Below are 14,651 nucleotides of genomic sequence, written 5' to 3'. Positions count from 1 at the left end.
GTATGCTCGGATATTATTCGGATATAGTTTTGTTTTTGTTAGAACAAGGAATTGATTTTAGAGCGATAACGGATCATGCAAAAGGAAAAAATCTGCGTATAGAAGATGAATTAAGACACCAAATTTATCCTTTAGGCTCGGTACAACATATAAAAAGATGGGGATTCTCTTTTTTCTTAAGAAAAATGGATTCGATTACAGATAAAGCCCGATTCCAACGTATGCATATAATAAAGCTCAAAAATTATGATGCTTTGGAAACTGGGAAAGATTTTCTCCTGAAAGAAGGAAAAGAATGGAAAAAATCTTTCTAAGGTAAAGGTTAATCTTCTTCAATTTCTTCGTCCTCTACTGTGGTCAGTTCCCAAAGATCTCGCAAACTCACTACATTGCGTTTCAAGGAATCAATATCTTCTTCTTCCAGTTCATAAACAGGGGGGTCGAATTGAAATCCTTGATTTGCTTTTAAAACTTCACAATCTGCGGCAAAGGACTTCCAAAAATAAGGTTTATAGTAGTCTTCAATATCTCCGTAAAGACACCAATGGAAAAAATCGTTATAGTCGAGCTCAGTGCTTTCCCAAAGGAGAGTATCCGGTGCAAAATAATAAACCATACCGTCTTCGTCTTCGAAGGCGCCCGTATTTACAGCAAAAAAACCACCTAATAGATCATAGCCGACCAGAAGCGCGTCTTCGATAAAAACCTGTTCGGAATCGTTGATATCGTTCCAATCGGAGATCGAATCCGTAAATTCCGATGATTCACCGCCAAACAGACGCACCCATCCGTGATAAACTGAAATACCTGCGGTATATTTCAGAGTCATTCCTAAAATGGATTCTTCATCGATTCCCAATGCTTCTAAGATGGAATCCTCTTCTTGGCTTTTTTTAGGATGGAGTATTGCATGGTTCGTAGCATTTTTGATTTCATTCAGAAAGTCAGGATTGATCTTTTGGCCCATAGATCATTGGGAACAAACCGGATAAGTTTGGCAAGTAGTTACTAAAAAGAATCGGTTTGTTTTTGTCTTAAAAACTTTGCCTTTCTTGCACTCGGATTCGAATTTTGTCGAAAAAGTTTTATATGCTCGGATATCATTCGGAAATTTTAGGAATGGCTTTTTTTCCTTTATCAGCTAACCAAAGAAATACGAGTTTCCAGAACATATAATGATGAAAGATTGTAATTCTTAACCAGCCTCGGGATTTATATTTGCGGCTACTGGTTTGAATATATCCTCGAATTTGGTTTAACAAGATACTTTTCTCTTTTGTCTTCCAGACAAAAAAAAGGTCTTCACCGAGAGCGATATCTTCATCAAATCCTTGTAAGATTAAGAACTGATCCTTTGCAATGCAGAAACTTTGATCTCCGTATGGACAACCGAGCAAATAAGATCTTAAATTCGCACCGATGGAATTGAAACGCATCAAAATGGAATCAGGATAGAATTTAAGTTTAAAGTAATGAAGCCTTTCCGGTTTTTCGGAAATGGATTTCTCTAAAAGATGGATTGTCTCTTTGGTGATACGGCTATCTCCGTGTAAAAACCAAAGGAATTTTCCATTCGCTTTTTTCGCGCCTTCATTGAGAGCGTAGGCTCTGCTTCCTTTTTCTTTCGGAGAAGAGACAATCACTTCCCAATATTCAGGAATATGATTGTCTAAAAACCTTAAAAGTTCTTCCGCTTCGTTATCTCCCGGGAAAATAGGAATAATAATTGAAATTAATTTTTCCATGAAAGTAAAACAGATTAGAGACTATAAAATCATTTTGCAGAAGTCTTCTCTTTTCTTAGAAATAGGTGGTTTGCTTCTTTCCAAATGGAAAATTAGATTCATTCTAGTTTTGCTCCACCGGATTGATATCTGCAATTTTTTTTTTAGAATCGAAAATGCTTTAGTTATGAAATATCTTTATTAATTACTTCCGTCGGATAGATTACACTACCTATGAGCATTCGCCTTCGTATTTCCTTATACATCTCTTTCGTGCTATTTATCGGATTTTTTATTCTCACTTCCATCCAGTCCTATCAAACTTTTGTCAATCTGAAAGAAGAGGTCGAGCAAGGGGCAAATGTAACTGCAGAAAGATGGTCATTCGAAGTCATGGAACAGCTCAATACCATGATGGGTGTTACACGAGGGTTTCGTTTTCCATTGATGTTTGCATCCCCTCCCCGGGATCAAGTGATTTCCACAATGAGAGAAATCTTAAAAAGAAATTTCAATTATTTCGCCATGTGGGTTTGTTACGAACCGAATGCATACGATAAACAGGACTTTCGATTTAAAAACAAGCCGGGTCATGACTCTACTGGAAGATTTGTTCCATATTTGTACCAAACCGAAAAAGAGGGAAATATTCAAATCGAAGCACTCAAAAATTATGATAACCTGGACGGGACAGGCGATTATTATCAAATCACTAGAAAAACAGACAAAATGTCCGTAGTGGGTCCTTATGATTATAAAGTTGGTTCCAAAAATGTTCTTATGATTTCTCTTGTGACTCCTATCAGTTTGCCGGGGAAATTTTACGGGGCTGCGGGCCTTGACATTGATCTCAAAAACTTGCAGGAAAGGATCGGAGACAAAAAACCGTTTCGCGGGCAAGGGTATATTGCTCTTATTTCGCCAAATGGAATTTATGCGATGAATGGAGATGATAAGTCCCAGCTTGGGAAAAAAATTTTCGATGCCGACGAGTTGAAAGTTTACCTGGAAAACAATAAAGAAGGAAAAAGATTTACTCACGTATCCAACGGATACACCCATTATTACTTTCCATTTCATATCGGAAAAGACCCGAAATTTTGGACAATGCAGGTAAGCATACCTAACTCCCTCTATTTTAAAAGCGTCGGGAAAATCGTTTTAGAATCCAGTATCATTTCTCTTTTGATATTGATATTCGTGTTGATTGTCTTGAATTTGATTTTTCAAAGATTGGTAAGTCGCGGGTTGACAATAGCCATGCATTTTTCATCCAGGATTGCGGATGGAGATCTGACTGCTGTAAATCATTATAAAAAAACAGATGAGATCGGCCACCTTCTTCAATCCATGACCGGGATGAAGGAAAGTCTTTTTTCCATGATCAGCCAAATCAAAGTTTCTTCTGAAAAATTGGGATCCCATTCCACGGAGATGACGAGGACTTCGGAAAATTTCTCCGATATCGCCCAAACCCAAGCTTCCGCTGCGGAAGAATCTTCTGCAGCAGTGGAAGAACTCTCCGCTTCAGCCGATCATGTGGGGCGATCTATGGAAACTGCTGTTGGAAAAATGAGAGAAATCGATTTCAATGTCGTAAGGTTGAGAGAACAAATCCTAAGCATCAATCAAGAAATGCAAAGCCTTGCAAAATTGGCTACCGATTCGAAAGAACAAGCTGTGATCGGGGAAAAGGCAATGTCTTCGTCTACAGATGCCATGGAAGAGATTGGAGATAGAGCCTCCCGTATTACCGAAGTCTTGGATATCATCACTGAAATTTCAGAAAAAATAAACTTACTCGCGTTAAACGCTGCGATAGAGGCGGCAAGGGCAGGAGATGCAGGTCGTGGGTTTGCCGTTGTTGCGGAAGAGATCGGAAAACTTGCAGGGCAGACTTCTCATTCCGTGCAAGAGATCGGGGGACTAGTCGAGTCTACAAATCTTGCAGTGACAAACGGTAATGCTAAAGTGGAAGAAGCAGCAAAGGTACTCCGATCTCTCAACTTAAGCGTCAATGAGTTCGAGTCTTCTGCAAATAAAGTTTTGGTCGCAGTAAAATCGCAGGAAACAAATACGAAAGATATCGGAGAAAGTGCCACAGCACTTACTACACTCAATCTTCAAATTGAAGAGGCTGTCTTTGAACAAAAAAGAGCTACGGAAGAAATTACCAAAACCATTTTGAGTATTTCCGATGGAACCCAGGAAGTAGCAAGCGGAGCGGACAACCTTACCAATTTATCGGCCGATATGCAAAGACAAGCAGAGCATTTAAGCCGATTAATCGGTAGGTTTAAAGTCTAAGATATTTGCTTAAATGGCAAATACCGTTTGGAATGTAAAATAAGACGCATTCGGTTTGAAATCGTATCTATGCAAAGGATCTGAATTCCACATATTGTTCTTTTGATTGCGGATTGCATCTCCTCCGTAAAGTTGACTTGCTCCAAACCAGAAAGAAACATTTTCAAACGGAGTAACGATGTAGACAAAATTCAGCTCGGTTGCAATTTTTTTGCCTAATCTCGGAGCAAACTGATCGTACTGCTGTGTATTATAATAATCTTCAGTGCTGGCAAGCCCGCCCGTTTTTGCATTCCCAGTCACATAATTATTGTTATCATAATAACCGTCTTGGAGTTTTACTTTATAATACCAGTGAGGATTGAAGATAAAAGTTCCCCATTTACCTGCTTCGTATTTCAAATGAATGGAATAATCTTTTACGTTTTGCCAGAAGACCGCTCCGGAGTTTCCGTTTCCTGCGAAAGGAATACTTCCCCCTGCCATACGTCTTGTAGCAAATAACGGGTTGAATGTGGCAACCGAAGAGTCGTTTCTGTTCGGGTCTCCCGAGGCTTGGACATATTGTACGCCGATTCGGAATTCCTTAACTGGGGAGTAACCAAGTTGTACTGCAACCAAATTGGAATCGTATTTTCCATTCTGAGAAAACAAAGGTTGTGCTCCGGTAGTTTGGTTGGTTTTGAGTTTGCCGTCTTGATTCATCCAATCGGGAGCGATTCTTTGCCCGTTGTATCCTGATTGCCAAGCTGCCTCAACCATCCAATCGAATTTGACTCCATCAGGAACCGCGTTGCTTTTGGTTCGGTTGGTAAGTCTGAATCCGTAAGTATTCATCTGATCATTGCCACGATATACTTGTTCTGTGGCCCAATCCGGAGGACTTTTCACCGTAGTTCTTTTTTTGAAAAGACTAAAATCGTAAACGTCGATTCCTAACCAATCTGCGACTTTGAAATTATGATGGATACCTGCGTAATAAGCTTCTCCTGGACCACCTAACTTTGTGGAGTTGTTGGAAACAAGACCGTTTGAATTGTTTTCTGTGCTCAGAACTGATGCAAATACATCGGTAGTATGGTTTTCAATTTTTGTGGTAAGTCGGATCGCATCGAATGAATTTCCATTCAAACTATCGTTTCTCGCACCTACGATTCTTCCGTCGCCGAAATCTATAACTTGTCTGCCTGTTCTTAATCGGATTCCTTCTTTCGCTGTTTTTAAATCCAGAAAAGCTTCTCTGAAGCCTGCATAATTGTTTACAGGAATAAGCGTTTGTTTGGTGGTATCGTAAGTGGTGCCTGCATTGGAAATCACTGCATATTTTTGATCTTGGTTTCCGGCGGAGATCACTTCTCCTCCCCATAGACGAACGTCTTGGAAGGCTACTTTAAAAAGAACATTGGGAGTTAAGTCCCCGATCAGATAAAATTGAGTTTGGTTGACTACGGAGTTTCTTGTGTCGGCAGTTGTTTTGTCAAAATCAAGGTTGGTAATCGCGTCTGCTTTTGGTCTCAAACCAAAACCGACTTTGTATTTGTCTGCAAACCATAAGTCAGGATTGGATTGAATTGCTTTTCTTTGTGCAGGGGTGATTTGTAAGCTTCTTAAATACTCACCTGATAAGTTTGCCTTCAAAGGACTTTTGTATGGTTCCACAATTTCCGGCTTCGCTTGCAGTTGTTCCGTAGTTGTAGTTCCCTCCGTAGTGCTAGGTGGAGTATTTTGCGCCAGCAAACTCGCAGTAGATAAGATTAAAATGGGGATCAGTTTTTCAAATTTCATAGGATGATGGTAACCTGCCGTTCCTGGCAGATTAGGAGTTTCTCCGTGTGAGTCAACAAATTGTCTATTATTACAGATAAAATTCTGTAATAATAGATCAAATTCGTTATTTTGAACATTCTTTTATTCCAGATTAAACAAAAAACAAAGTTTTCCAGCAAATTTGCCTCACATGGTAAACGAATAGACCAAGTAATGGGACATTAATATCCAGGAAGCGAAACCTTGTATTTCGTCAAGAGTTAGAATCGTTGGGTGCCTCAATTCATTTCGCTTTCCATAGTGGCGCATGGGATTTTGATTGGAATCAGGTAAAAAGGCGAACTTTTCCAAAGAATTTTGGGAAAAATGCAAGGAAGGGTTGCCAATTCGAATTGGATATGTTAGTTGGAACTCATTGGGTGGCGGGTGGATTACCCCTCCCAAATCAGGGTGGGGATACCAAAATCCAATCCTATAAGCGCCGGACTTTTACAAGACCAACTAACTACACTGCTCCAAGACCTAATCTTTCTTAATCTCCATAAATGGAGACTCTTTCAAAAAAAATACCAGAATGAAATTTAGAACAGACAAACCCAGAAACAAATACAAAAAGGAAATCATTCCGAAGTAATTCATCCCGAGTATGAATACTATCCCCGAGATTTGCCCCACCAAAAGAAGTAACCCTTGTGAGGTGGATTCCGGCGCGGGAGAAGTGATCTCTGCACAGTATTGGAATCCGATCGGAGCACCGATTCCCAATAGAAAAAAACCTATGATCGCAGATGCAAGTAGGAGAGGTAAGAAAGAATTTGAAATCGTAAACAAGGCCAAACCGAACAAAAATCCTCCCATGGCTACGCTTAGAAATATTTTTCTTCTTTGAATCTTGTCGGAAAGAGGAGGAACAGCTACCCCGCCCAATATACCTGCAATTAGCATAATTCCTCCTACAAGACCTGATTCTTCTATGTTTAAACCTTTGACTTCTGCAATTTGATCGATGCATGTGCTGACTGCGTTGAAGACTCCTAGACCGATCAAAAACAAAAACAATATCTTTCTCATATCATTTTTCTTCCATAAAAAACGAATTCCTTCCCAAAAGGGAAGCCTGCTGTCTTCTCCGTGTGTGCTGGGTGAGGTGGGAGGTTTTTCTCTGCTGAAGATTAAAAACAGAATGGCGGAGACAAGGGAAATGACTCCGTATAACAACATCACTTCGGGGATCTTTGCACCTTTTTCTCCTCCTTCCAAAAGAAGAGGAGTCAGAATCATCACAAATATGATTCCTAAAAATTGAGCGAGTGTCCCCAATGCAACGGATGTCGCTCTTTCCTGGATGGGAAACCATAATACGCTGATTTTTGTGACTGCATTGAGTAAAAACGGTTGGGCAATCGCAAGACCTACCTGGCAGATAAGTACGATCGTATAGTCATTTGCATAAATTCCTTTGAGAATTCCAAAGACTCCCATAAGAACCGCACCAAATCCTACCCCTTTTCGAATTCCGTAGGTATCAATAACATAGGATGCAGGAATAGCAACTACCACAAACACAGCTAAAAAGACCAATGAAAGCAGGTCGATTTGGATCGGGTTTACTGAGTAGAACTCTTTTGCATCCCGGGCAATGGGGGCAAATGTCAGCCATTGCATACATATGGCAGCAGTGATCAGTATATACAAAAATAAAACCACCCAACGATAGGGATAGACTTGGATCGAATTTTGATTCATTCCATTCTCCTTGGAACAGCTTTTCCCTTTTGGAAAAAGAATTGCTTTTGTGGCAGATTTTTCAGTTTCATAGTGAGTGATCACTCACTTTTTTCCAGCAGCCGGAAATTTGAGATAAGGAAGAGCCCATGAGCCATGAAATTTATATTCTTTCCTATGACGTAGGTACCACAGGTGTCAAAACCTGCCTCTTTCTTCTGGGAGAACGTTTGGAATTGACATATGCCTCTCTTTCCGAATATCCCATCCATTTGTTGGAAAACGGAGGAGCGGAACAAGACCCGAATGACTGGTGGAATGCTTTGCAAACTACCACCCGCGAAATTTTAAAAGAAACCGGCCTTTCTCCCGAAAGCATCCAGGGGATTTCTTTTTGCTCCCAGATGCAAGGTTTGGTATTGGTAGATTCGGGTTTTAACCCTGTACGCCGGGCGATGAGTTATATGGATGCAAGGGCAACGGAGGAAATCAAAAAAGGATTGGGTCATGGTTTGAAAATTGAAGGAATCAATGCATTCAAACTTCTGTTATCTTTGTGGATCACCGGAGCCGTGGCGGGAAGCGTAAAAGATCCTATTTGGAAATACAAATGGGTGGAAAAAAACGAACCAAATCTGTTCTCAAAAGTTAGGTGGTGGTTGGACGTAAAGGAATTCCTTATCGCAAAATGTACAAACCAGGCTGTAATGACAAGAGATACTGCGTTTACTACTTTTTTATATGACTCCCGAAAAGGGAAAGGGAATTGGAGCCGTTTACTCGCCAAACTTTTTAAAATCAATCTGAAACATCTTCCCCCGATTATCAATTCTTCGGACAAAGTGGACGGTCTGACAAAGGAGGCCGCCGAATTTTTAGGACTGGAAGCAGGAACTGCCGTATTCGGAGGAGGAGGAGACGCATCTCTTATCGGTGTGGGTGCGGGGGCGGTACTTGAAGGAGACACGCATATCTACGCAGGAACTTCCGGTTGGGTATCGACTGTCACCAAACAAAGAAAAGTTGATATTGATTCTAGAATGGCTTCCATTGTAGGGGCAAGGTCCGGGTTTTATAATTATTTCGGAGAGCAGGAAACTTCCGGAAAATGTCTGCAATGGGTAAAGGACCATCTTGCATTGGATGAGATCGATTTGTATCTGGAAAAGAAAAAAATCACCGATGGTCCCGACGCCATCTATGAAAGTTTATTTGAATATATGTTTGATTCGATCAAAGATACTGAACCCGGATCGGAAGGAGTGATCTTTACTCCTTGGCTGCATGGGAACCGGTGTCCGTTTGAAGATTCGAATGCAAGAGGGATGTTTTTCAATATCAGTTTAAATACGGGGAAAAGACTTCTTATCCGTTCCGTTGTAGAAGGAATTCTATTTCATAAAAAGTGGATTTTAGAACTTTCCGAAAAGAAGGTAAATAGTTCACAGAGCATTCGTTTTGTGGGGGGAGTGGCAAGGTCTTCTTTTATTTGCCAAACACTTGCCGACATCACCGGAAGAAAAGTGGAACGGGTATTTCAGCCAGAGAATGTAGGCGCTATGGGGGCTGCTGCCCTTGTTGCCTTGGGCCTCGGAAAGATCAAAGACTTTGAAGGGTTGAAAGAAATGATTCCGGTAAAAGACGAATGGATTCCCAATCCGGATGTAAAAGATAAGTACGAAAAGAATTTCAAAGTTTTTAAAAAACTGTACAAATCGAACAGGGATAACTTTTCGGAACTAAATAAATTTACCGATTAAAACTTTCATTCTCTTTCTTAAAGTTTTTACAGTAGGTAGGTCGGCACTCATTCCATCCATTGCTAAAAAGAAAACTTCCGCAGTTTCTTTGTCTCCCAGGATGGTTTGAACCGATTTGATAATGAACCTTTCGTATTTTTCCATAACTTTCGGTGACAGTCTGGAACATGCTTCGTAATAATCGGAAGTCATCGGATGACCCGCGACTTTTGCCCAAGGTTCAATCAGTAAAATTTCTGAGATTTGAATTAGTTTTTCCTTAGGACTAAAGTTTGTTTTTAATACTTCTTCGGAAGATTCATACCTTCCTCCCAATAGATAATTAAATATTTCCGTGAACAGATCTTCTTTGTTTTTAAATTTAAGATAGAGCAAGGGGCGGGACAAGTTTGCCTTTTTAGCAATATCGTCCATAGATGTTTTGGAATAACCGAACTGCAAAAAACAATCCAAGGCCGCTTCGAGGATTTGTTTTCTGCGTAATTCCTCTTCCGAGGAATTTGCTTTCTTTACCATAGCTCATTTTGACAAAATCTTACTTTTTGTCAAATGATAAGCTGTTCTTTGAATTTGTTTTAATTATTTTGACAAATTATATAAAAAATGTAAAAATGTTATTTTTTTTGTTCCCGACTCCCGTTTTTTCTGTCAAAAGATGGAGGGATCAGGTAGGAAAAACGATGGAGAAAGTTTGGTTTATTACAGGAAGTTCCAGAGGACCTGGGCGCAGTTTGACGGAAGCGATTTATGAGAAAGCTGCGTTCCGGTTCTATTTTGCAAGTATCGTCTGTTGGAGGGAGAAATGGAGGTTTCCGCATACAATGCAGCTAAGTTCGGAGTGGAAGGTTTTAGCGAATCTCTAGCGCAAGAGGTTGCATCTTTGGGAATCAAAATTACCATTATAGAACCGGGCGGATTTGATACTGATTGGGCAGGTTATTCTATTGATTATGCGGCACCTATTTCCGATTATACGGAAACTCTGGGACTTTTAAAAGGATATCTTAAAAATAATACTCTTCCGGGAAATCCTAAAAAAGCCTCTCTTGCTATGATTCAAATTGCAGAATCGGAAAATCCTCCTTTACGATTGGTCTTGGGAAAAGACGCAGTGGAGATGATCCGAAGGAGTGAAAAAACAAAATCGGAAGAGCTGGAAAAGTGGTTGAGTTTAAGTATTTCTACGGATAAAGAAGGAACATCGACTATCTTTGATACGGATGGCCAAACTTTTTAAATGAGCACGGAGGAGATTAGGAAAAACAAATGAAACAAAAAATCAAAGTTTTGCTTACCGGGGGAACCGGAATGGTAGGAGAAGGGGTACTAAACGAATGTTTAAAAGCAGATGAGATAGAGTCTGTTTTGCTGGTAAATAGAAAACCATCTAACATAGAGCATCCGAAGGTGAAAGAGATCATTGTTCCTCAATTTTCCGATCTGGACGCCTATGCGGAAAAACTAAAAGGTTATGATGTTTGTTATTTTTGTCTAGGTGTGTCTTCTGCGGGAATGAAAGAAGAAAAATACAGAGAGCTCACTTATACTTTAACTTTGGATTTTGCAAAATTAATTTTAAAGCTGAATCCTGATTCAGAGTTTTTTTATATCTCTGGCGCGAGCACCGATTCTACGGAAAAAGGTTCTATCATGTGGGCGCGGGTAAAAGGAAAAACGGAAAATGATTTAAGAAAACTGGGTTTTGCCAAAGTTTATGCGGTTCGACCTGGGTATTTGCATCCCAGTCCCGGACTGAAAAACACGATCGTATACTATAAATACATTTCTTGGGCTTATCCGATCTTACGAAAGTTTTTTCCTAAGTCAGTATCCAGTTTGGAAGAACTGGGACGTGCTATGATTTCCGTAAGCCTCAAAGGATATGATAAAGATATCCTGGAAGTCGAAGATATCATCGAATTGGCAAAATAAGACTGTTGGTTCATAACGGATGTCAACGGAATAAATCGTTCGTGCAAATGCGGAAGATTTGGAAATTTAAAATCCGAGTCAGCGATTCAATTCGTTTTTAAATTGACTCTACCTTTTTCCGACTTAGTTTTTCTTATAGGGAGACTTATAATGAAATCCAAATGGATCTTTCTTTTACTACTTACACTTGCAATTCAATGCGCTAGTTCCAATTCCAAGGATTCTTCGGAAGGAGATGGCAAATTGGTTGATTCAATCATTCAAAAAGCGCAGTCGGAAGAAGGACAAAAAGCAATTCAAACTGCAAAAGAAAAACTACAAGACAAAGAAACTCAAGAAAAGTTGAAAGGTCTGGTTAGCAAAGACAAAAAGAAATAGAATCCGACTTGCCTGCAAACGGGACCTTTCCTTCCAAAGGCCCGTCTTTTTTAAGTGGCCAATCGGTAATAGGTATGGGAAGAGAAGTATTTTTTCTTAAAAGAATCTATTTCTTCCTTTTTTTGCAAAGTGATATCTATGTCATCCCAGCCGTTAACAATTCTTTGTTTTGCGTTTTCCGCTAGAACAAAAGAATATTCATTTTCTCCTGCATAAACTTTTCCTTCTTCCAAATCAATGGAAATTTCGACAATTTCTTGTTTGGTGGTAAACTTCGAAAGTTCCATGACCTCTTTTTCGTTCAATCGGATGAGTGCGATTCCGTTTTTCGGAGCGTTGATGGAAAAGATATCCGCAAAAGAAGTCGCAATTACCGCTTTCAATCCGAAACCTGCGATTGCCCAAGGAGCATGTTCCCGGCTTGAACCGCAGCCGAAGTTGGCCCCTGAGATCAGAATGCTCGCTTTGTCATAGGGAGTCTGGTTCAATACAAATTCCGGATTGGGAACCTTGCCTTCCTCATCCATATACCTCCAATCGAAAAATAGATGGTTTCCGAATCCTTCCTTGCCGATCAATTTCATAAATTGTTTGGGTAGTATCTGATCCGTATCGATATCATCTTTTAGAATGGATGCTGCGATTCCTTTATGTTTTTTCCAAGCTTTCATAATTCTCTCCAAGATCTTATATCAACGAATTTTCCCGATATTGCGGCACCTACCGCCATAGCAGGGCTCACTAAATGAGTACGCCCTCCTTTCCCCTGTCTTCCTTCGAAATTTCTATTGGAAGTGGAAGCACATCTTTCTCCCGGTTTCAATACATCGTCGTTCATGGCAAGGCACATGGAACAACCGGGTTCTCTCCATTCGAATCCTGCTTCTTTGAAAATCCTGTCCAAACCTTCTTTTTCAGCCTGCCGTTTCACTCTTCCTGAACCTGGAACAACTAATGCCTGTACTCTGGTGTGGACTTTTCTTCCTTTGGCGAGCCTTGAGGCAGCTCTCAAGTCTTCAATTCTGGAATTTGTACAAGATCCGATAAACACCTTATCAATTTCTATATCCTGAATCGGAATGCCTGATTTTAATCCCATATATTCCAATGCTGCTTCAGTAGAAGCCAGATCCGCAAAATTAAAGTTAGATGGATATGGCACTTTACCAGTGATGGAAACCGTTTGGGACGGTTTTGTTCCCCAAGAGACCTTCGGTTCCAACTCGGAAACATCCATTTCAATGATTTGGTCGTAAATTGCATCCGAATCCGATCGTAAAGATTTCCAAAAGCCGATCGCCTTGGCGAATTCATCTCCTTTGGGAGCAAACTCCCTGCCATAAATGTATTGGAAGGTTGTTTCATCAGGCGTCACAAGCCCGGCCCTGGCCCCGGCTTCGATGCTCATATTGCAAAGAGTCATTCTTTCCTCCATGGAAAAACAAGAGATTACATCTCCAGCATACTCCACCACATAACCTTGGCAACCGTTCGTTCCGATTTTTTCAATCAAACCCAATGCCAAATCCTTTGCAGTGATACCGGTGGGCAATTTTCCAATGAATCGAATGAGCATGGATCCGGGTTTTTTTTGCACAATCGTTTGGGTCGCAAATACATGTTCCACTTCGCTTGTTCCGATTCCGAAAGCTAACGAACCGAACGCGCCGTGAGTGGAAGTATGGGAGTCACCGCATACGATGACCTGCCCCGGTAAGGTAAATCCAAGTTCGGGCCCGATCACATGTACCACTCCCTGATCGGGATGATCCCAGCCTAAAAGTCGGAATCCGAATTCCTTTGAGTTTTGTTCCATCGTTTCCATTTGTTTTTTGGAAACAGGGCCACTTGCATTTCTGTCAGAACGGTTTTTGGTGGAAACATTATGATCGATTACGCCCAAAGTAAGTTCAGGATGAAGCAAATTTCTGCCTTTGTCACGTAAACCTTGGAAGGCCTGTGCGGAAGTAACCTCATGAACCAAATGCCTGTCCACAAATAGGATGGATTCTCCCGAAGAAAGATTTTCTGCAGTATGGTTTTCCCAAATTTTATCAAACATTGATTTCATTTTTTCACCTCTGAAAAAACTATACCTTCTTTTATTATATAATGCAAATAAATGGAATTGATATAATATATAAGTAAAATTTATATATAGCCACATAGGGGATTTATGGAATTCAGACAAGTTCGTTATTTTCTAGAGATCGTCGATCGTGGGAGTTTTCAAAGAGCTGCAGATTCATTGGGACTGACACAGCCGGCATTATCGTCTCAAATCGCACTCTTGGAAAGGGAGTTTGGAGAGAGTCTTTTGGAAAGGGGACCGAGAGTAGTCAAACTCACTTACAAAGGAGAGATTTTCAGAACCTATGCAGAGCGTATGAGAGAAGTTTGGCGGGAATGCGAAGAGGGGATGAAAAGTTTTGAAAAGGAAATCAGGGGAAATTTTTCCATCTCTGCGGGAGGGACCGTTTCCGCCTGGATTCTTCCGATGATTATCAAAAAAATCCGAAAGGATCATCCTGATCTTTCTCTTTCCGTAATGGAGGGGGATGCGGGAGAAACAAAAGAATTGATGATAGGCGGAAAAGTGGATATAGGGATTTTAACCGGCAAGACAATGGAAACCAATTTAATCAGTCATGAATTTTTATCGGATATGATTATTCCCGTTGCCGCAAAAAATCATTCTATTTTCAATAAGAAAAAAAACAGCATAGGTGATCTGAAGAAAGAATCGTTTATCGTTTTTCACCCGGCTTCTGCAGTGAGAAGGGCCGTAGAACAAACGTTAAGATCTTTGAAGTTGGATTTTAAGCCCCACATTGCTATGGAGCTTAGAAGTGTGGAGTCAGTAATCAAGTCGGTGGAAGCAGGGCTCGGGATCGGCTTTATCTCCAAGTATTCTTTGAATGAAAATTTAAAACAGATCCAAATTCCGGAATTGTTTACGGAAAGAAAATTTTATATCTGTTATCGTAAAAATCCAAGACCAAGTCTTGTTCTACTTGCAAAAGAAATTCTCAATTCTGTTTCGAATTTATAAATTTTG

At 40.3% G+C, this 14,651-nt stretch carries 14 protein-coding genes; 7 read left to right on the top strand and 7 right to left on the bottom strand.

Annotated elements, in window-relative coordinates; translation table 11 throughout:
• The first annotated feature begins 35 nt into the window (after nucleotides 1–35).
• Nucleotides 36–314 carry a hypothetical protein gene (locus EHS11_RS16375; RefSeq protein ID WP_135765429.1) on the top strand — a complete coding sequence of 93 codons (279 nt, stop codon included), beginning with the start codon at nucleotides 36–38 and terminating at the stop codon, nucleotides 312–314.
• Between the two features lie 8 nt (nucleotides 315–322).
• Here EHS11_RS16375 and EHS11_RS16370 read toward each other — a convergent pair whose 3' ends face one another.
• Nucleotides 323–967, bottom strand: coding sequence for a DUF2625 family protein (locus tag EHS11_RS16370; RefSeq protein WP_135765428.1), 645 nt, complete (start codon nucleotides 965–967; stop codon nucleotides 323–325).
• Nucleotides 968–1,100: 133 nt separating this feature from the next.
• A complete protein-coding gene (locus EHS11_RS16365; protein WP_135765427.1) occupies nucleotides 1,101–1,745 on the bottom strand; it encodes a glycosyltransferase in 645 nt (214 codons plus the stop codon).
• Between the two features lie 213 nt (nucleotides 1,746–1,958).
• Here EHS11_RS16365 and EHS11_RS16360 point away from each other — a divergent pair, with 213 nt between their 5' ends.
• Nucleotides 1,959–4,031, top strand: a complete 2,073-nt coding sequence (locus EHS11_RS16360) for a methyl-accepting chemotaxis protein (protein ID WP_135765426.1) — start codon at nucleotides 1,959–1,961, stop codon at nucleotides 4,029–4,031.
• A gap of 9 nt (nucleotides 4,032–4,040) precedes the next feature.
• On the opposite strand, the gene EHS11_RS16355 is transcribed toward EHS11_RS16360, so the two are convergent.
• Nucleotides 4,041–5,816 (bottom strand): alginate export family protein, encoded by a 1,776-nt coding sequence (locus EHS11_RS16355; RefSeq protein WP_135765425.1) that lies wholly within the window; start codon nucleotides 5,814–5,816, stop codon nucleotides 4,041–4,043.
• A 504-nt stretch (nucleotides 5,817–6,320) separates the two neighbouring features.
• Nucleotides 6,321–7,544 (bottom strand): MFS transporter, encoded by a 1,224-nt coding sequence (locus tag EHS11_RS16350; protein ID WP_135765424.1) that lies wholly within the window; start codon nucleotides 7,542–7,544, stop codon nucleotides 6,321–6,323.
• A 128-nt stretch (nucleotides 7,545–7,672) separates the two neighbouring features.
• Here EHS11_RS16350 and EHS11_RS16345 point away from each other — a divergent pair, with 128 nt between their 5' ends.
• A complete protein-coding gene (locus EHS11_RS16345) occupies nucleotides 7,673–9,283 on the top strand; it encodes a xylulokinase (RefSeq protein ID WP_135765423.1) in 1,611 nt (536 codons plus the stop codon).
• On the opposite strand, the gene EHS11_RS16340 is transcribed toward EHS11_RS16345, so the two are convergent.
• Nucleotides 9,263–9,799, bottom strand: a complete 537-nt coding sequence (locus EHS11_RS16340; RefSeq protein ID WP_135765422.1) for a TetR/AcrR family transcriptional regulator — start codon at nucleotides 9,797–9,799, stop codon at nucleotides 9,263–9,265. The genes EHS11_RS16345 and EHS11_RS16340 overlap by 21 nt on opposite strands.
• A 286-nt stretch (nucleotides 9,800–10,085) precedes the next feature.
• Here EHS11_RS16340 and EHS11_RS16335 point away from each other — a divergent pair, with 286 nt between their 5' ends.
• From EHS11_RS16335 to EHS11_RS16325, 3 genes are all read left to right on the top strand, one after another.
• On the top strand, nucleotides 10,086–10,520 hold the full coding sequence (locus tag EHS11_RS16335; RefSeq protein WP_210413701.1) for an SDR family NAD(P)-dependent oxidoreductase: 435 nt from the start codon (nucleotides 10,086–10,088) through the stop codon (nucleotides 10,518–10,520).
• A 29-nt stretch (nucleotides 10,521–10,549) separates the two neighbouring features.
• On the top strand, nucleotides 10,550–11,215 hold the full coding sequence (locus EHS11_RS16330) for an NAD-dependent epimerase/dehydratase family protein (protein WP_135765421.1): 666 nt from the start codon (nucleotides 10,550–10,552) through the stop codon (nucleotides 11,213–11,215).
• A 150-nt stretch (nucleotides 11,216–11,365) separates the two neighbouring features.
• Nucleotides 11,366–11,593, top strand: a complete 228-nt coding sequence (locus EHS11_RS16325) for a hypothetical protein (RefSeq protein WP_135765420.1) — start codon at nucleotides 11,366–11,368, stop codon at nucleotides 11,591–11,593.
• A gap of 50 nt (nucleotides 11,594–11,643) precedes the next feature.
• On the opposite strand, the gene leuD is transcribed toward EHS11_RS16325, so the two are convergent.
• Together leuD and leuC are read right to left on the bottom strand one after the other, a co-directional pair.
• Nucleotides 11,644–12,264 (bottom strand): 3-isopropylmalate dehydratase small subunit, encoded by a 621-nt coding sequence (leuD, locus tag EHS11_RS16320; protein ID WP_135765419.1) that lies wholly within the window; start codon nucleotides 12,262–12,264, stop codon nucleotides 11,644–11,646.
• Nucleotides 12,261–13,664, bottom strand: a complete 1,404-nt coding sequence (gene leuC / locus EHS11_RS16315) for a 3-isopropylmalate dehydratase large subunit (RefSeq protein ID WP_135765418.1) — start codon at nucleotides 13,662–13,664, stop codon at nucleotides 12,261–12,263. The genes leuD and leuC overlap by 4 nt, the downstream gene beginning before the upstream one ends.
• Nucleotides 13,665–13,769: 105 nt before the next feature.
• Between leuC and EHS11_RS16310 the strand changes: the two genes are divergently transcribed.
• Entirely contained in the window at nucleotides 13,770–14,645 is an 876-nt protein-coding gene (locus EHS11_RS16310; RefSeq protein ID WP_135765417.1) for a LysR family transcriptional regulator, read from the top strand.
• The last annotated feature ends 6 nt before the right edge of the window (nucleotides 14,646–14,651 follow it).

The organism is Leptospira ilyithenensis (genome assembly GCF_004771005.1).
Lineage (GTDB): Bacteria > Spirochaetota > Leptospiria > Leptospirales > Leptospiraceae > Leptospira_A > Leptospira_A ilyithenensis.
This window is presented reverse-complemented; position numbering and strand designations above follow the sequence as displayed.